15 protein-coding genes, 1 pseudogene and 1 riboswitch are annotated in these 17,441 nt (G+C 46.2%); of the genes and pseudogenes, 5 read left to right on the forward strand and 11 right to left on the reverse strand.

Annotated features, from left to right (window positions below; translation table 11 throughout):
- Positions 1–2: 2 nt before the first annotated feature.
- Positions 3–737, forward strand: coding sequence for a hypothetical protein (locus L1D44_RS16775; RefSeq protein WP_239892480.1), 735 nt, complete (start codon positions 3–5; stop codon positions 735–737).
- A gap of 24 nt (positions 738–761) precedes the next feature.
- Here L1D44_RS16775 and L1D44_RS16780 read toward each other — a convergent pair whose 3' ends face one another.
- From L1D44_RS16780 to glp, 4 genes and pseudogenes are all read right to left on the reverse strand, one after another.
- Positions 762–905: a DUF333 domain-containing protein gene (locus L1D44_RS16780; protein WP_223296592.1), complete on the reverse strand. Its 144-nt coding sequence runs from the start codon at positions 903–905 to the stop codon at positions 762–764.
- A gap of 48 nt (positions 906–953) precedes the next feature.
- Positions 954–1,154: pseudogene (locus L1D44_RS16785) on the reverse strand (DUF333 domain-containing protein); the annotation flags it as partial.
- Between the two features lie 257 nt (positions 1,155–1,411).
- Positions 1,412–2,182 carry a molybdopterin-synthase adenylyltransferase MoeB gene (moeB, locus tag L1D44_RS16790; protein ID WP_239892481.1) on the reverse strand — a complete coding sequence of 257 codons (771 nt, stop codon included), beginning with the start codon at positions 2,180–2,182 and terminating at the stop codon, positions 1,412–1,414.
- A gap of 34 nt (positions 2,183–2,216) precedes the next feature.
- On the reverse strand, positions 2,217–3,461 hold the full coding sequence (gene glp / locus L1D44_RS16795; protein ID WP_239892482.1) for a gephyrin-like molybdotransferase Glp: 1,245 nt from the start codon (positions 3,459–3,461) through the stop codon (positions 2,217–2,219).
- A 349-nt stretch (positions 3,462–3,810) separates the two neighbouring features.
- On the opposite strand from glp, the gene ftnA reads away from it, so the two are divergent.
- Positions 3,811–4,338 (forward strand): non-heme ferritin, encoded by a 528-nt coding sequence (gene ftnA, locus L1D44_RS16800; RefSeq protein ID WP_220769949.1) that lies wholly within the window; start codon positions 3,811–3,813, stop codon positions 4,336–4,338.
- A gap of 62 nt (positions 4,339–4,400) precedes the next feature.
- Here ftnA and L1D44_RS16805 read toward each other — a convergent pair whose 3' ends face one another.
- Together L1D44_RS16805 and ribB are read right to left on the reverse strand one after the other, a co-directional pair.
- Positions 4,401–7,592, reverse strand: coding sequence for an EAL domain-containing protein (locus L1D44_RS16805; RefSeq protein WP_239892483.1), 3,192 nt, complete (start codon positions 7,590–7,592; stop codon positions 4,401–4,403).
- 315 nt (positions 7,593–7,907) lie between these two features.
- Positions 7,908–8,546 (reverse strand): 3,4-dihydroxy-2-butanone-4-phosphate synthase, encoded by a 639-nt coding sequence (ribB, locus tag L1D44_RS16810; protein WP_239892484.1) that lies wholly within the window; start codon positions 8,544–8,546, stop codon positions 7,908–7,910.
- A 166-nt stretch (positions 8,547–8,712) separates the two neighbouring features.
- Positions 8,713–8,980, reverse strand: a riboswitch (FMN riboswitch).
- 187 nt (positions 8,981–9,167) lie between these two features.
- Between ribB and L1D44_RS16815 the strand changes: the two genes are divergently transcribed.
- Together L1D44_RS16815 and L1D44_RS16820 are read left to right on the forward strand one after the other, a co-directional pair.
- Positions 9,168–11,348 (forward strand): S9 family peptidase, encoded by a 2,181-nt coding sequence (locus tag L1D44_RS16815; protein ID WP_239892485.1) that lies wholly within the window; start codon positions 9,168–9,170, stop codon positions 11,346–11,348.
- A complete protein-coding gene (locus L1D44_RS16820) occupies positions 11,348–11,701 on the forward strand; it encodes a GIY-YIG nuclease family protein (RefSeq protein WP_239892486.1) in 354 nt (117 codons plus the stop codon). The genes L1D44_RS16815 and L1D44_RS16820 overlap by 1 nt, the downstream gene beginning before the upstream one ends.
- Positions 11,702–11,772: 71 nt before the next feature.
- On the opposite strand, the gene lepB is transcribed toward L1D44_RS16820, so the two are convergent.
- Both lepB and L1D44_RS16830 read right to left on the reverse strand, forming a co-directional pair.
- On the reverse strand, positions 11,773–12,432 hold the full coding sequence (gene lepB, locus L1D44_RS16825; RefSeq protein ID WP_239892487.1) for a signal peptidase I: 660 nt from the start codon (positions 12,430–12,432) through the stop codon (positions 11,773–11,775).
- Between the two features lie 156 nt (positions 12,433–12,588).
- A complete protein-coding gene (locus tag L1D44_RS16830) occupies positions 12,589–13,344 on the reverse strand; it encodes a DUF4097 domain-containing protein (RefSeq protein ID WP_239892488.1) in 756 nt (251 codons plus the stop codon).
- 338 nt (positions 13,345–13,682) lie between these two features.
- On the opposite strand from L1D44_RS16830, the gene L1D44_RS16835 reads away from it, so the two are divergent.
- Positions 13,683–14,486: a class I SAM-dependent methyltransferase gene (locus L1D44_RS16835; RefSeq protein ID WP_239892489.1), complete on the forward strand. Its 804-nt coding sequence runs from the start codon at positions 13,683–13,685 to the stop codon at positions 14,484–14,486.
- Positions 14,487–14,536: 50 nt separating this feature from the next.
- Here L1D44_RS16835 and L1D44_RS16840 read toward each other — a convergent pair whose 3' ends face one another.
- The 3 genes from L1D44_RS16840 to L1D44_RS16850 form a co-directional block, all read right to left on the reverse strand.
- Complete coding sequence (locus tag L1D44_RS16840; RefSeq protein WP_239892490.1) at positions 14,537–16,381, reverse strand: M14 family metallopeptidase; 1,845 nt, start codon at positions 16,379–16,381, stop codon at positions 14,537–14,539.
- A 241-nt stretch (positions 16,382–16,622) separates the two neighbouring features.
- A complete protein-coding gene (locus L1D44_RS16845; RefSeq protein ID WP_239892491.1) occupies positions 16,623–16,832 on the reverse strand; it encodes a helix-turn-helix transcriptional regulator in 210 nt (69 codons plus the stop codon).
- Positions 16,829–17,251, reverse strand: coding sequence for a hypothetical protein (locus L1D44_RS16850; RefSeq protein WP_239892492.1), 423 nt, complete (start codon positions 17,249–17,251; stop codon positions 16,829–16,831). The genes L1D44_RS16845 and L1D44_RS16850 overlap by 4 nt, the downstream gene beginning before the upstream one ends.
- Between the last annotated feature and the right edge of the window lie 190 nt (positions 17,252–17,441).

The raw sequence follows: 17,441 nt of genomic DNA on the forward strand, positions 1-17,441 counted from the left end.
CTATGACGAAAAAAACTGACGCCACCGATATGAACTTTAAAGCCTTAGTTAAGCAGCATATTGAAACTCAAGCCTTGAGTGAGCAGGGATTGGCTAGGATGCAAAGTCATTCGATAGAAGCACCATCAATAGATAGCGACTCTGTTGCTATGGCGCAGAGTCGTGAGACTGAAACGCTAGCGGGTGATCCAACGGTGAGGAGGGCAAGTAGCAATTGGTATTTGTTACGCCTTAAGAGCCTAGTGGCACTTGCGGCGAGCGTATTACTCTTGGTACTTAGCGTGCAGTGGTATCCTGAGATAAGCAGGCAAGGAGAAGTAGGCGGCAGTCGTGGGCTCGCGGTGAGTGATATGCATGCAAAGATTGCTAACGAAGTGGCTAAAAATCACATCAAGATGAAACCATTAGAGGTGCAGACCGCACAGCTGTCGCAGCTAAGGGCATATTTCACCGAGCTTGATTTTACACTCGTAAGCTCTAGTCGTATCGATGATGCAAAACAGATGATTGGCGGTCGGTACTGTTCAATCCAAGGCCTGACGGCTGCCCAGATAAGGTTTGTCGATCCGCCGCAGTCTGTGACGTTATACGAAGTTCAATACGATAAGCGGCTGTATGGTGAGATCCCGATAATTGAATCTGGCGAGGCACCGATAGAGCTGGTGGTGAGAGGGGTTGCCGTATCTATCTGGGTTGAGAAAGGGTTATTGATGGCGACAGCGCGCTCAATTGAATAACCCTTATCATTGTTGTGCTCACTTTTATTCCGATACTTTATTGTCGCGACGATACAATTGCCATTGCTCTATTTGCTCACCACTGGGTAAGGTACAGATACTGGTCGCAAGATCAACGCTGCCACCTTGGGCAATACAGTTTTGTGTCGCAGGATTCGGCTTGCCCACCCGAGGTTTATGCAGCTCGGAACTCGCCTCTGAGTTAGAGCCATCAGACTGGTGATCTCTGCGATACAAGCTCCACTCCTCTATACGCTCGCCACTCGGTAGGGTGCAATAACCGACTTCCCCTTCCGCTTGCTTTTCAATAGCTAACTCTCCACCAAGTGAAACGCAGTAAGTTGAAGCTGGGTTGGCGAGCTGAACAGGCTTTTTCGTGTCATCTTGCGCAGGGTTACAGGCGGTGAGAAGCATCATTGCTGCGCTAACAGTGACTATTTTTACATAGTTAATTACATGGCGAGATCTTTTCATTGGCTACTCCGTTGCAGTCTTTATTGATCACTAAATTAAGTCGATACGGTTACTAACGAAAATTTTTCATAAAAGAGTTATTTTATTTAATATAAGGTTGGCGCGAAGTAAGCGCTAGTTGCAATGAGCCGTGAGGCGCAAATAATAAAAAAGTGGTCACTATGGACCACTTTTATCAAGTTATTTATTGCAGGTAATACCTAGCCACACACTTTACACTGTGGCTGTTTAGGGAGTTTCATTTCTCTAAACTCCATGGTCATTGCATCTATCATCAAGATGCGTCCAGCCAGAGTTTGCCCCATGTTGGCGATGACCTTGATGGCTTCGACTGCTTGTAAGCAGCCGATCATGCCTACAACGGGGGCTAAGATCCCTGATTCGACACAGCTTAACTGTTGCTCGCCAAATAGCTTGCTGAAGCAGTGGTAGCATGGAGTATCGCCTTGGTAATCGAATACCGTGACCATGCCTTCCATACGAATTGCAGCAGCCGAGATAAGTGGCTTCTTGTGCTTAAAGCAGCTTTGGTTTAGCTGTTCGCGCACGGCAACATTGTCGGTGCAATCCATCACGATAGAGTGTTGCTCGACGAGTGCATCGATTTCATGATCATCGAGGACCGCATTGATTGTTTCTATCTGAATGTGCGGGTTAAGTGCCGTTAAACTTTGCTTGGCCGAGTCGACTTTAGCTTGGCCGATGTTAGCGTCTTGATGTAAAACCTGTCTTTGCAGATTTGAGATCTCAACGGTATCAAAATCCACTAAGGTCATCGAGCCTGCACCTGCAACCGCCAGATATTGGCTCGCAGCACAGCCTAAACCGCCAGCACCGATAATGAGCACTTTAGCTTGTTTGAGTTTTTCCTGGCCTTCAAAGTCCATCGACTTGATCGATATTTGGCGGCTATAACGCAATATTTCTGCATCAGATAAAATTTCATCTGTTGCTGCTTGTTCGGTCGACATCAAATTGATCTCATATGTTTAGGCAGTGCAGAGCTTAGCAAAGCACACCATTAAAAGGTTCGACGGTGACTTGAGAGCCATCGCTTAGGCCATCGCAATCTTGGGCTAAAATAATGAAGCAGTTTGCTAGGGTCATCGATGTCAGCATGCCAGAACCTTGGCCGCCAGTGACAGCAACTTCGGCTTCACCTTGTGCGTTATAGCTTAAGATTGCACGTTGGTATTCGACTCGACCTGGGAACTTACGAATCTCACCCTTGAGTGTGGCTTTCAGTGTCACAGGCTTAACCTGAGGCAGACCTTGCATCTTATTGAGTAGCGGCCATACAAGTTTGTAGAAAGTCACCATGGATGAAACTGGGTTGCCAGGTAGTCCACAGAAGACTGCATCACCAAGGTGGCCAAAGGCAAAAGGTTTACCCGGTTTAATGGCAAGCTTCCAGAAGGTGATCTGACCCTCTTCATCAAGGATCTGCTTAGTGTAGTCGGCATCACCCACAGAGACGCCACCAGAGGTCAGAACCATATCGGCACATTCTGATGCCGTTTTAAAGGCTTGGCGAATGGCTTCTTTATCGTCTTCGATAACGCCAAGATCGATCCATTCGATATTACCGCGACTGAGTAAACCTTGGATGCTATAGCGGTTAGAGTCGTAGATTTGACCTGGGCCTAATTCGCTGCCTACCGGGCGCAGTTCATCGCCCGTAGAGAAGAAAGCCACTTTAACGATACGCTTAACACGTAATTGGCTGGCACCAATTGTTGCCAATACGCCCATCTCGGCCGCGCCAATTAAGGTACCCGCTGCCAGTACTTTAGTACCACTGGTGAGCTCTTCACCGCGGCAGCGAACGTTAGCGCCAAGCTCTTTTGGTGCTTCAATGGTGATCAGCTCACCATCAGCAGTAACCTTTTCCTGCATCTGAACCGTGTCATAGCCGCTTGGTACTGGCGCACCGGTCATGATACGAATACAGCCACCTTTGACGCACTTACCCGTAAAAGGATGGCCTGCGAAAGATTGTCCAATTAACTTTAGCGGCTCGCCTGCAGCCAAGTCTGCAAAGTTGAACGCGTAACCGTCCATTGCTGAGTTATCGAAAGGAGGAAGATCGATATGAGAGGCAAGATCTTCAGCGAGTACTCGACCTAAAGCTTGCGGCAGTGTCACGACTTCTGAGTCTGTGATGGGTTTTACTTGTTCTAGTAATTTAACGATAGCCTGATCGGGATGCATTAGGCTAGGTTGCGAACATGGATCTGCATGAGTCTGCATCTATCTATCCTTGAGACGTGAATCGGAACGTTAAGTAAAAACGAATATAGAGCATTATGCCATGGTGAATCTAGATGGCTATGATCTGCGCGGCAGTTTTTAAACACAGTTAAAATAGAGTGGTAATTAATGATAGACATCTAACGACTATTCGCAGGGTTGACTCTATCCTTTACGGCTGATTTAGCTGGTTTTTTTTGTTAAAAGTAATCGTAATCAAGGTAACGTAATACGCTGTAAATGAAAACCATTATTATTTATTTAACAATCACTTAAGTAAATTTTATTGCAATTGTTAGCTAGCTTGATAACAATAACCGCCACAAACTGAAAGCCCTAAGGAATTGATATGTTAGCCCAGAAGATGATTGACCAGTTAAATGACCAGATCAATATGGAGTTCTTCTCCTCTAATCTGTATCTACAGATGAGCGCATGGTGCGAAGATAAAGGCTTTGAAGGGGCGGCTAAGTTTATGCGTGCTCACGCTGAAGAGGAAATGGGCCACATGCATCGTCTGTTTACTTATGTGAGTGAAACTGGTGGTATGCCACTTTTAGGGACTATCGAGGCTCCACAAGCTGAGTTTCCGTCACTATTGGCACTATTTGAATACACCTATGAACATGAGCAGCTGATCACTAAAAAGATCAATGAACTCGCACATGCGGCTTTCACTAACCAAGATTACTCAACCTTTAACTTTCTTCAGTGGTATGTGTCAGAGCAGCATGAGGAAGAGAAATTATTTAAGTCTATCGTCGATAAGATCCGCCTTGTTGGCGAAGATGGCAAGGCGCTATTCTTTGTTGATAAAGATCTGGCGCAGATGGCGGTTGAAGAGTCTGCAAGCGTGATGACAAGCGAAGCGGTTTAATTCTGTAGAACAATGAAAAAGAGCAGCGTTAGCTGCTCTTTTTGTTTGTTACTCTAGTGCGCTTAAACAGCGCTAAGCTCAGTTCCAATATTGAGATAATGAAACGGTTGTGCATGGGTTAAAAAGGCGACTAGCTGTGCCTTAGGCAGTGGTTTTGACATCAGGTAACCCTGAGCGTAATCACAGCCTAAACTTTGTAAGAATTGCCACTGCTCTATGGTTTCAATTCCTTCCGCCACGAGTGGCATCTCTAAGCTTTGCGCCATCATCACGATTGCTTTAATCAATTTTGCGTCAGATGGATTGTTTAACACGTTATCGATAAAGCTCTTATCGATCTTGATTACCGAAATGGGGCATTGAGTTAGGTAGCTGAGTGCCGAGTAACCGGTACCAAAGTCATCGAGATAGATATCGATACCGAGCTGTTTGATCGCCTCTAAGGTCTGTAGGCAACGTGGCTTATCTTCGATCAACATGCTCTCGGTGATTTCGATATGCAGATCTTTCGCGGCGATACCGTGTTTAGATAATGCGTCTTTGAGCACGTCGTAAAAGCTGACATCTCGTGAGTTTAAACATTGACGCCCCGACACATTAATCGCCATCTTGAGCATCAATCCTTGAGAGTGCCACTCGGCAAGATCCGAGAGGGCTTGGTGTAGGATCCATTCGCCTAATGGTTCAATCAACCCGGCCTCTTCGGCGATAGGGATGAAGGCTTGTGGCGAGATGATGCCGAACTCAGGATCATTCCAGCGGACTAGGGCTTCGACACTGACGATGGCTCCGCTGCGCATATCAATGACAGGTTGATACTCTAGGTAAAACTCCGATTGCTTAACCGCTTTGCGTAACCTCTGCTCAAGGTGCATCCGCTCCAGCATCTCAACATTCATCTCGGGAGAGAAATATTGATAATGAGCTCGACCGTCGCGCTTTGCCTGATACATGGCTGTTTCAGAGTTATGCAACAGCATCTCAATATCTTGACCATCTTCTGGGTAGAACGCGATGCCGAGGCTGGAGGAGATGTTGGTCTCTTTTTTATTGATAATAAAAGGCTTAGATAGTGCATTGCTTAGCTTTTGGGCTAATTGTTCGGTACTCACGCTGCCTGTTTGTGGAGCGATAATCACAAACTCGTCTCCGCCAATACGGGCGATAGAGTCATCGGGCTCTAACACGGCTTCGAGCCGTGCTGCAGACTGTTTTAACACCTTGTTACCCGCTGTGTGACCGTGTAGCTCGTTAATAAATTTAAACCTGTCTAAATCGATGAAGATGATGGCGACTTGGCTGTCGGTATTCTGTGCAGTATCGATAGCTTGCTGTAGCCTTGAGGAGAACAGATGCCGATTAGGCAGTTTGGTCAACGAGTCAAAGTTGGTCTTATACCAGAGGTCTTGCTCATATTGTTTATTATTACTGATATCGAGAAATAGCCCTATGTACTGGGTCACTTCATTTTTACTATTCTTAACTGCAGTAATTTTCAGGTACTCTGGGTAGATCTTGCCATCCTTGCGCTTATTCCAGATCTCTCCTTCCCAGCTACTCTTACTGCTTAATGTTTGCCATAGCTTTTGGTAAAAATCCTGCGGGTGATGATCCGAGCTTAAGATGTTTGGCGTCTTGCCTTTGACATCCTCTAAGCTATAGCCAGTAATCTTGGTAAAGGCGGGGTTGACGAGTTCGATGCGGTTGTTGGCATCGGTGACGATAATTCCTTCGGCCGAGTGTCTGAAGACGGCGGAGGCTTGGTGTAGAGCGCGTCTAGACTTCATTCGCTCCGATACCATTTGGTTAACTGCTACTGCTATTTGCGCAAGTTCATCTTTGCCTTTAACTTCAAGGTCTAATACTAGGCTCGGGTCTTTTGCTAGTTTTTCCACGTCATCGACTATGCCTCTCACCGAGTCGATGAGGTCATTGGCTATGTTTCTGCCGATTAGATAGACCACATAGAAGAAGAGTAGTCCGGCAAAAATACTAATATAGAGATAAGAGAGGATCTGCTGTTTTTCAATCTCATTCTGGCGAGCGATATTTGCTGTCAGCTGAGTATTTAGCTGATGTAGGTTATCAATGCCTTCGGTTGCGGCATGCCACCAAGCTTCGCTATCGACCACGGGAGTTTGATGTTGTAACTGATATAAGCTGTCATGTAGGGCGATATCTTGGCTAAGTAACTCCAATGTTGCTCCTGGAGCTGGGAGCTGAGTCGACTCGGCCTTTGCAATATACGCTTGGTAATTTTTAGCGGTTTGCTCAATGTTTTTGACTAGTACTTGCTGTGTTGGCGTTAGGGTATGGTGATTAATTAAATTATCTAACGCACTTTTTAAGGTGAAGTAATTTTCTCGAAAACTCGATAAATAGGCGGGGTTGAGCGTCGTTAGGTAACCGTTAAAGTTATAACTAAGACCACCATAGCCGATTATGTCGTCGATGATTTCAGTCTTCTCTACCAGATTAACTTGTTGCTGCAGCTGTGTACGGTAACTGGAGATTAGCTGCTGTGCAGGGCTATCCATCAACTCGCCAAAGCGACTTAGGTTATCTGGCGTCATCACGGAAATCGCATTGGCAATGACACTGTCGAGTTGTGCTTTAACCTGTGCGATCTGTTTGAAGGCGTTAGGATCTAATGTTTGCGCCGACAATAACCTGTTTATGAGTCCCCGCTCTTGACCCGTGAGTTCCTGAATCTTGAGCATATTAATCAGATCTGACTGCACTAGCACTTGATATGAGTTATCGCTCTTAAAGCGTAACTGTGAGACAAAATTAATGAGCTTTTGGGTCAGTTGAGAGTAGAAACTGAAGTATTCAGGGGTGTTTAGCTCGATCACTTTCTGTCGAGCTATCTCGAGTTGCTGTCGTGCTAAACTGGCTTTCTGTATTTGATCTTGTAAGGCATGAAATAGTTCGGTATCACTCTTCACCGTATTGATCGTTTTATCGAGAGCGGAGTTGAAAACCAACTCTTGGAACATTTGGTCTGTCGTTAGCCATTGCTGTTGCAGCTCGGCTTTAAACAGGCGGCCATTACTGCTGAGATATCCTGCAGAGAGGCCGCGTTCTTTTTGTAGCTCGTAGATAACATTCTCTATCCCTAAGGTGATCTTAGTCGTGAGCACGTTTGCTGAAGCGTGTTGGTATTGCTTGATGAGAGTTGATGCGCTTAGTACTGCAAGTAATACCAAAATAAACATAGGTAGGGATGCAGATAGCAATAATTTCTGTTTCAAGCTCAATCGACTTAACACGGGTCGCATTCGGCGATGATCCTCAGCAGGAGATAATTTAGGCTCAGTAATGCAATGAAGCTAGATGGAGTATAAAGTGCGCTAGATAATACTCATAGAGATATAGGTACGTCTCGGTATGTTCACTAAAGTTACGCCTAGGTCACGAATTTAGCAAAATACATCAAACATGGTCTAATTCAAAGGTTTTGAGGCTGTGTTTGTTATTCCTAATGGCTATAAGTAATTGGTAAGCGGTAGTTGTTAACTGTGTGGGTAAACAGCCGCATGTGACTGCGGCTGTTCATTCAAGGGGGGTTATTGCGTATTGCGGTAGGCAACAATGTCTTCGATGGTCAGTACAGGCATATCATGCTGTTGAGCAAACTCGACGATTTCAGGTAACCGGGCCATGGTGCCATCGGCTAGAGTCACCTCACAAAGTACACCGTAGGGCTTAAGGCCTGCGAGCTTCATTAGATCGACGGTGCCCTCTGTATGGCCACGACGCTCAAGTACACCACCTGGGCGAGCACGCAGCGGATAAACGTGGCCTGGCCTCGCTAAGTCATCGGGTTTAGCGTTATCGGCGATTGCGGCCTTAATCGTGGTGACACGGTCGGCAGCAGAAACACCCGTAGTGACACCCTGTTTGGCTTCGATACTCACGGTAAACGCGGTGCCATATTGACTATTGTTGTCGCTTACCATTGGCGGAAGCTGAAGTTGCTCGATACGTTCATCGGTCAGACAGAGACAAACAATACCGCTGCATTCGCGAATAAGTAGTGCCATCTGTTCGTTAGTGAGGGTTTCTGCTGCATAGATAAGATCGCCTTCGTTTTCACGATCTTCATCATCAACAACTAACACACCTTTGCCTTGGCGAAGTGCCGTTAGTGCTGCATTAACACGTTCAATTGCATTGCCATAAGGGGCAAGTAGAGACTGATTCATGGATAACATCCTTAAAATACGACATTGGGTTGGCCAGAATCAGGGCATACAGAAAATAACACATCCCTGCTGTCGAACGAGTCGCCATAGAGTTATGTGCATAATAAGAACCGAGCAAAATCCACCACGAAGCCTAAATTAACTTCACGGATCATTTGCTTAAATCTTATATTCTCTTTCATCCGGACTTAGCGTACTAACATTATCGTTGAGTACCCATTACCGTCGGCTCTGGAGTAGGTGCAACCTTATGGCAGACGGGCGTCTTTGATAAGGTCTGTTTACCAGATCTGCTGACCCTAGTTAATATTCGCAGCTATTTATATTGCTATTTTATAGCGTAAACTAGGCGCTCGCGGGCTTTTATTAGGTGATAACTTATCACCGTATAACTTACCGCCGGTGGGGAGTTACACCCCGCCCTGAGAATTATACTTGGCTGAATATGAATGAATTGATTAACAAATCAGCCGAGTGGCGCAATATTGCGCCTATTTAAATTAAATGACAAGCTGAGATGTAAAAATGGCGAGCTAGGCCAAAACTGTCGGCTAAATGATTTATGGATCGCCCTAATCAAAGTACGGATGACTTCGATTAAGACTGCACAAGGAATGTTAGATGAAAATTGCCCCCCTTATACTGAGCGCTGTACTGCTATTTGGATGTAATAATATGACCACCACCCAAGCTGTTAAACCTCCTCAAGCCGATAAAATTCCGCATAGCATGACGCTCCATGGAGTGACGCGTGTCGACGATTATTACTGGATGCGCGATGACGAGCGCAAGGCACCAAAAATTATCAGCCATTTAAATGCAGAAAACGCTTACACCAAACAAGAGTTCAAGCCATTTAACGACCTCAAGCAAGGTTTGTTTGATGAGCTAGTGGGGCGTCTAGATAAAGACGAGTCGAGTGTGCCTTATTTTTGGCATCAGCATTGGTATTACCGCTATTACAAACAGGGCTTTGAATACCCCATTATTGCCCGTAAAACCGCGTTAGAGAGTGACAGTGAACAAATTCTGCTGGATGTGAATGAACGTGCAGAGGGGAAAGACTTCTATGGTTTGGGCGGTGTGTCGGTGAGCCCCGATGAAACTAAGCTAGTGTTCGGCGAAGATCTGCTAAGTCGACGCATCTATACCCTGTACTTTAAAGACTTAACCTCAGGCGAGTTAATGAGCGATAGGCTTGAGGGGACCGATGGTGGCATCGTTTGGGCCAGTGACAATCAACACCTGTTCTATATCGCTAAAGATCCGCAGACACTGCTGGGCTATCGAGTGTTCCGCCACAAGTTGGGGACGGCGCAATCGGAAGATGTACTGGTATATGAAGAGCAAGACGATGCCTTCTATATCAGCTTAGGTAAATCACTAGATGAATCGGTTATCGTCTTGCATGCCGAAAGCACCGTGACTAGCGAAGTTAATATGCTAGATGCGAACCAGCCCTTAGGCCAGTTTAAGCCTGTGCTACCTAGAGAGGAGGGGCATGAGTACTCAGTGTCTAAGTTAGGCGACAGCTATTACATTCTCACTAACTGGCAGGCGACCAACTTTCGTTTGATGAAGGTGGCTATCGCCCAGGCTGCAGATAAGAGTGCTTGGCAAGACGTTATCGGGCATGATCTTAACTCACGTATCGAAGATGTGTTGCTGCTGAGCGACTATATGGTGGTGCAAACCCGTGAGAGAGGCATTAGCCGTATACGTGTTTATCCATTTAATGGCCAAGCAGAATTTGAGTTGGCCTTTAATGATCCCGCTTACGTGGTTGGCTTCGATATTAACGCTAACCAGCGGAGCGACAAGCTTAGAATTTATTACTCTAGCCCAACGACGCCAGAGTCGGTGTATGAATATGCATTGGCTAAGCCAAACGAGCGTGAACTGCTTAAGCAAGAGAAGGTGCTAGGTGCGTTTAATGCCGATGATTATCAGGCTGAGCGTCTGTTTATTGAGGCGCGTGACGGTAAAGAGGTTCCTGTGACCTTGGTATATCGTAAAGACAGCTTTAATAAGGATGGCACCAATCCACTGTATCAATATGGCTATGGCTCATACGGCTATACCGTAGAGCCCGACTTTAGTTCATCGGTCTTGAGCCTGCTGGATCGCGGTGTGGTGTATGCTATCGCCCATGTGCGAGGCTCAGAGATGCTTGGCCGAGCATGGTATGACGATGGCCGAATGTTGAATAAACAAAATAGCTTCAATGATTTTATCGATGTCACCAAGGCGCTAACTGAGCAAGGTTATGGCGCTAAAGATAAAGTTGTCGCCGCTGGTGGCAGTGCCGGTGGTCTGCTTATGGGAGGGGTGATAAATCAGGCGCCAGAGCGTTACTTTGCTGTGGCAGCCCACGTGCCATTTGTTGATGTGGTGACCACCATGCTCGATGAGTCTATTCCTTTGACCACGAACGAGTATGACGAGTGGGGCAATCCAAATGAAAAAGTCTACTTCGACTACATGCTCAGCTATGCCCCTTACGACAATGTCAGTGCGCAAGACTACCCACACCTGTTAGTGACTACAGGCTTACATGACTCTCAAGTGCAGTACTTTGAGCCTGCTAAATGGGTCGCCAAGCTACGTGAGGTTAAGACTGACGATAATATGCTGCTGTTTGATACAGATATGGAGGCAGGGCATGGTGGTAAGAGTGGCCGCTATCGTCAGTATGATGATACGGCCAAAGAGTATGCCTTCTTCCTTGGCTTGTTAGGCTTAAATGGCGACACTGTGTATCGTGAGCAACAAGATGCAATGACAGAGGCTGCTAGCCGTTAATGGCTGATATTGTGCAAGTGCCGGAGACGGTGAACAGCCTTGAGCCTGTAACTAGCCCCGAGCTTACGAGCACGGCAGTGCTTATAAAGACTGAACCGACTTGGTTTCTGTATATGGTGCGCTGTGCTAACGGTCACCTCTATACCGGGGTGACCACAGATGTGGCTCGGCGTTTTGCCGAGCATCAGAGTGGCAATGCGAAGTCGGCTAAATATCTACGAGGCAAGGGGCCGCTGAGCTTGGCCTACTCAGAAGTTGTGGGCAGTCGCTCCGATGCACTCAAGCGTGAGATAGCGTTGAAGAAATGGCCTAGAGCTAAGAAGCTCGCCTTGATAGAAGGACTGGTCAAATAGACACTGGCGCAACGGTATCTTGTGCCAGTGCTATTGCTTCACTTTTATTGTTGGGAATTACGTTCTGCTATCTAATTCAAATATAGATCCGTGAAGAACCTGTCTTCACGGGGAAGATAGTAGTCTTCATAATCCAGTGAGAACGCGACTCTGGTCGCTTTACCTTTGAGTTCATCCCTAGGGATAAAACCATATACTCGTGAGTCGGCGCTGTTGCGGCGGTTATCGCCCATAACCAGATAGTGCCCTTCGGGGACGGTCAGCGTGTCGAAGCTGCTTAACTGATCGCTGGCATCTGTTTCGATACGGATACTATGGGATAGACCATTGAGGTTTTCTGTGGCGATTAACTCTCGCCGATCACTTGTGACGAGTGAATAACCCAATGGCTTGCCATTGATAGACAGGACTTCATTGTTTAAGCCGACTGTGTCGCCGGGTAGGCCGATAACACGTTTGATTAAGCGTTTCGTTGCCGCTTGCGATTCAAAAACGACAATTTCTCCCCGCTCAGGCTCACCCGTTGTCAGCAGCGATATTTGCGTAAATGGTAGGCGCAAGTCATAGGCCATCTTATCCACTAGGATACGGTCACCCTCTTTAATCGTCGGCTGCATTGAGCCTGTCGGTACTGTGTACCAGTCTGCGACGGCACTTCTAAAGACAGACATCAGTAGAATGAAGATGATAAGTTGTCTGTTTGTTTTGCAAATCTTCTTCAGTTTATCCATTAAGCCACTCCTGAGCTTATTCAATTAGGTGGGCAGGGCACTGCAGCGGTTAAACAATACGGCTAGACCTGTCTATTTGCCTGCAGTGCCTGCGCCGGGAAGGTATTCACTCTATCTAAGTATGTTAGATGTCGAAGCGCCTCAACTGTGATAGGTTTAGTGCATGCTCACTGCACCCTTGATGTTATCAACACTAAGATCGCCTGAACCGGACTCGATAATGCTTAAGCCAAGGGTGTTATCGACATCGATATCACCGGAACCATCGTCAATCACCACATGGCCATTGACGTTCTTAACGCTTAGATCGCCCGAGCCATCATCGATATGGGTGTCGCCACCAATGCCAGATAGGGTAATTGAGCCCGAACCATCTTCTAGGGTGAGTTTGCCAGTGGTGTTACTGACTTCTACTGAGCCAGAGCCATCCTGGATATTGAGTTCATTCCCCCCTTTAATCCAAACATCACCAGAACCATCATCAAGGGTAATGTTTGCCGACAGGCCTTTGATCTCTATGTCGCCAGAGCCATCATCGATATCTAACATCATGCTGCTGGGGACTTGTATGGTGAGATCGATATAGGGGGAGCGCTGAAAGTTAATGCTGCTGTCGAACTCGGCAATCAGTGTCGCTTTAGCGCCGTTTTGTTTGAGGCTGAGATTGCTTTCTATATCGCCATAGGTGTAGATATCGGCGGTAACCATGATCTGTGAAAGCCCATCGACACCTTGAATATTGAGATCGCCTGCGCCTGTTTCGGCGACCAAGGTTTCGATGTGACTAGCATCAATCTGTAACTGTTTCTTTTGGTGGTTTAACGGACCTGCGCTAGTACCGTTAACATTGATGATGCAGCCTGAGAGTGATACGGCGATAACGGTAGCAAGCAAAGTCGTGGTAGATTTCATGGGGTAACTTCCTTTTATTATTCTGATCTCAAGTACTAAGTGCCTTAAGAGTTAAATGCAGGCTTAACAAAGCTGCTTTTAATGGGTATTTACCAGTGAATAAAGCAGTAACCATGCCAACATGCTATCTAATTGTTTTAAATCTGTTATCTTTGTGTGTTATAGGGTTTTAGGTGGTAAGTTCACTCAATTTATATGATGGAAGCGTAACTATTAGTGAATTTACTCAATGGCTTGGCTATAAATAATGAAGAACCTAGAACCTAGAACCTAGAACCTAGAACCAGCACATACTCAGGCCTAGAATCTAGATTTTAAATTCACCTAGGGAAACAGAGATGGATTATTTATCGGTCAACCAGCAAGGTTGGGACAGACGTGTACAAACCCACGTGACATCAGAGTTTTATGACGTTGCCGGTTTTTTAAAAGGCAACAGCTCGCTACAAGAGATTGAGTTAGCACATCTTAATGTTGTGGGGAAAAGCCTACTGCATCTGCAATGTCACTTTGGACTCGACACCCTTTCATGGGCTCGCTTGGGGGCTGATGTGACCGGCGTGGATCTTTCCCCGGCGGCTATTACTCAGGCACGCTCGCTTGCGGAGCTAGCAGAACTGAAGGCTGAGTTTATCTGCAGCGATGTCTATAGCGTGCCAGAGACTGTCGCGGCAGAATTTGATCTAGTATTTACCTCCTACGGTGCGATTGTTTGGCTTCCAGACCTAGATAAGTGGGCACAAATCATAGCGAACAAGCTAGTGGCTGGTGGACAGTTTTATATGGTGGAGTTCCATCCGGCGCAGGCGATATTTGAGGGGTATAGCTATTTTCATCAAGATGCGCCAGACGTAGAAGATGAAGTGACCTATACCGAGAATGCCAGTGATGATACCAACACCTTTATGAGTTGGTCACACTCGTTATCCGATGTGATTAATGCGCTGATCAAAGCCGGGTTAGAGATCAATTCATTCGATGAGTTTGCTTTTAGCCCTTACAACTGTTTCGAGGGCTTAACTGAGGAAACGGTAGCGGTTGAGTTGCCTCAAGCTACTGAGCAGCGAAAGCGCTATTTTATCGAACAAAAAGGGCAGCGCTTACCACTAACCTACGCAATATCCGCCACTAAAAAAGCGTAAAAAACAGCGCCAATTGGCGCTGTTTTTATGGTTACCTTGTGGATATGAAATTAGTTACCTCGAAGCACTGGGTACTTTAGATATTGATTATCAAAGTAAGGGCTACGTTCATAGAACCAGCGTAAACGTGCTCTTGGGTTGGCGGCAAACTCTGGATCTTTAAGTGCCTTGTCAAACTCGGCTTGTAGTGCCGGATCATCCTTTAGCATCTTTGCTGCCAATGGCTCTACCGCATAGTTTTCAATATATTCGGTACGGGTAAATATTGGATTAAAGAAGCCCCATTGGAACAGTGAATCTGGTGATTGCGGTTCAAGTAGTAAGATGGCGAGATCGCCTAAGGGCTGTTTAGTATCGATGCGAACCGTACCTGTAGGTAATTTTACATCGACAGCTTGGCTGGTTACGTCGGCCTTGACCTGTTGACGCCCTTCATAATCAGTGTTGTTAAAACTTGGATTGGCAAATTGATATTGCTGCAGCTTAAGCTGAGTCGGCTTATCGAGAGTGGTCATACGTATGCCGTGAACACTCATACGCTCAATCACCTCTTGCCACTGGGGCGGAATATAATACGCGTCAGGGCGGTTCACTTTGATATCGGCCTGAGTGCCACCAATCACTGGCAAGTTTGGGTACAGTTGAGGCTGGCCATTCCAGCGCACAATCTCATTGCCACTAATCGCACTCTGCTCCAATGTGTAACCTATCCCCTTAAAGTCCCAACCTTGAGCTTGCTGCTCTTGCTGCCAAGTGAGTGTCACTCTTGGTGAGTAGCGATATTTGTCCTGTTTAATGGCTGATTTTAACTTAGTGCTATCATCGGCTATGGCTTGAAGGCTAGATTCGAGCATGACATAGGTGCCGAGCACTCGTTGTTTAAATGGCTTTAAGCTGTGATTTTCAATCAAAATTGTGGGTAGGTGGCGAGCATCACCATAACCGTTAGAGAAGCGTGGGCTAGCGTTCCATAGAGACATGCCCTTGCTGATGTCGGCATTGTCGATGGCAAACACTAGTGGGCCTGGAATATGTCCCTGCTCAGATAGGGCAGACTCAATCCTAGGGCGATAGCTGTTCTCTAGCCAGTTGTATATTGATGGGCTTTTCCCTTGGGGTAAGTTGTAGCCAAAAGTCACATCATATTGATAGTCGATACCATCGGTAACATGGACATCGATATAGAGATCGGGTTGCCAACTATTGATAGCCCTTAGCATGTGCTGCATCTCTGGCGTGTCGGCTTTAGCATAATCACGATTTAGATTCAGGTTTTGCGCTGTGGTGCGCCAGCCCATGTTAACCGGACCTCGCTGATTGACGCGGTTATACTCACTTGAGCGTTCATGGCCATCAACACTGAATATCGGTACAAACAATAGGTTGGCGTTATCAAGCAGTCCTGACTTACCGTTAAACACCATGTCGCGCAATAACATCATACCGGCGTCTTTGCCGTCAATCTCACCGGAATGGATCCCCGCCTGCACCAGCAAGGTGGGTTTACCATTACTTGCGAGTGCGCTTGCATCTTCCGCTCCCTCTTTGGAGGCGACAATCATCCAGATCTCACGACCCTGAGGGCTCTTACCTATGCTCACCTTCTTAAGCATCTCGCTCTCGGCTATCAGTTTATCTAACCAGGCAAAGGTTTCATCATAACTCGGGCTAGTCTTAAGGCCGTTTTGCTCAAATGGCGTAGCCCACTTCGAATCGGCCGCCAGAATCAGAGATTCACTGCCACCGTGCCAAGAGATAATAGGCGGTAAGATGGCATCGTTGATATAGGTGTCTGCCAGTTGTGGTGTCGTTGTATCTGCTTGAACTGCCGCGAGACAGTAGCCGCTGGTGCTGGCTGCCAATAAGGCGATGGCCGATAGAGGAGTTAAGCGCATGCTAGGGTACCCATTTTTTAAGCTATTTGAATTATTATTAGGCGGTTATCTTTCAATAAAACATCGATAAGTGCAACAGTGCAACTGTTTCTAAATATGAGTTTAATTGCTTATTACTGGAACGGGCTTCGCTCGGCTTTAAATGGGAGGTGGCGCTATGCCAGTTGTGTCTTAGCTAACTAAATAGACCTAAGATTTCAGAGTGAAACCTTAGATCTACAGAATAGAGAGTGATGCTTGCTTAGCCGATAACTGTTTCAGTTTCATCTTCAAAAATGGCTTCAATTGGCATCTCAAATAACCGAGCGACTTTAAAAGCTAAAGGCAAACTTGGGTCATATTTTCCCTTTTCGATTGCATTGATGGTTTGTCGTGAAACTTCTAGCTTTTCTGCCAAGTCGGCTTGAGTCCAGTCGCGCTCGGCACGGAGCACTTTTAGACGGTTTTTCATCGGTAACTGATCCTTCCTTTAATGATGCCTACGATATAGGTCAAAGCGATTAATACTATGAGATATGCCGCATTGAGAGGGGGCACAATAGCGTTATTTTCGAGTATTGAATAGCTGGAAAAGCTAATAATGGCGACCCCCACAGACAAAGCAAGTGCATCTAGTTGAACCTTGCGCTCCATCTCATCGAGCTGTACCAAAAAGTGGCGATAGGATGCCAACATGGCGATACCGAGAAGTGTGTGGATGCAGAATGCTAAGGTGATTAACAAGCCGCTGCTAAGCAATTCATTTTCACTTAAGAAGGTGCTTATCATTAATGTGAGCGCCCAAAAGAGTGCAAGTAGATTAACTCTATTGGCATTTTTCAGGTCGCGTTTTGGCAGACCTTTGGCACAGATGGCTTCGATGATCTTCATGGTAACAGTTCCTTATGTATGGCTTGTTTTTCACTTGAGTGATGTCAAGTAAGCTTGACTTATAACTTAGCGGTTAAAATGTGGCGAGTCAAGCACGCTTTACTTAAAGTTTGCTTGTCTTTACATGGTGAGGAGAGTAAGCGTTTTGCTTATTCGATGTTTTGAACTGATTTATAAGTATTTATTACAT

The sequence above is a fragment of the Shewanella sp. Isolate13 genome (assembly GCF_022398325.1).
Classification (GTDB): Bacteria; Pseudomonadota; Gammaproteobacteria; order Enterobacterales; family Shewanellaceae; genus Shewanella.

What these genes read in the sequence shown, in the direction of transcription:
- moeB (WP_239892481.1), bottom strand. Translation starts at nt 2,182, where the DNA reads ATGTCGACCGAACAAGCAGCAACAGATGAAATTTTATCTGATGCAGAA.
- L1D44_RS16815 (WP_239892485.1), top strand. Translation starts at nt 9,168, where the DNA reads ATGAAAATTGCCCCCCTTATACTGAGCGCTGTACTGCTATTTGGATGT.
- lepB (WP_239892487.1), bottom strand. Translation starts at nt 12,432, where the DNA reads ATGGATAAACTGAAGAAGATTTGCAAAACAAACAGACAACTTATCATC.
- ftnA (WP_220769949.1), top strand. Translation starts at nt 3,811, where the DNA reads ATGTTAGCCCAGAAGATGATTGACCAGTTAAATGACCAGATCAATATG.
- L1D44_RS16840 (WP_239892490.1), bottom strand. Translation starts at nt 16,381, where the DNA reads ATGCGCTTAACTCCTCTATCGGCCATCGCCTTATTGGCAGCCAGCACC.
- glp (WP_239892482.1), bottom strand. Translation starts at nt 3,461, where the DNA reads ATGCAGACTCATGCAGATCCATGTTCGCAACCTAGCCTAATGCATCCC.
- L1D44_RS16850 (WP_239892492.1), bottom strand. Translation starts at nt 17,251, where the DNA reads ATGAAGATCATCGAAGCCATCTGTGCCAAAGGTCTGCCAAAACGCGAC.
- L1D44_RS16820 (WP_239892486.1), top strand. Translation starts at nt 11,348, where the DNA reads ATGGCTGATATTGTGCAAGTGCCGGAGACGGTGAACAGCCTTGAGCCT.
- L1D44_RS16775 (WP_239892480.1), top strand. Translation starts at nt 3, where the DNA reads ATGACGAAAAAAACTGACGCCACCGATATGAACTTTAAAGCCTTAGTT.
- L1D44_RS16835 (WP_239892489.1), top strand. Translation starts at nt 13,683, where the DNA reads ATGGATTATTTATCGGTCAACCAGCAAGGTTGGGACAGACGTGTACAA.
- ribB (WP_239892484.1), bottom strand. Translation starts at nt 8,546, where the DNA reads ATGAATCAGTCTCTACTTGCCCCTTATGGCAATGCAATTGAACGTGTT.
- L1D44_RS16845 (WP_239892491.1), bottom strand. Translation starts at nt 16,832, where the DNA reads ATGAAAAACCGTCTAAAAGTGCTCCGTGCCGAGCGCGACTGGACTCAA.
- L1D44_RS16830 (WP_239892488.1), bottom strand. Translation starts at nt 13,344, where the DNA reads ATGAAATCTACCACGACTTTGCTTGCTACCGTTATCGCCGTATCACTC.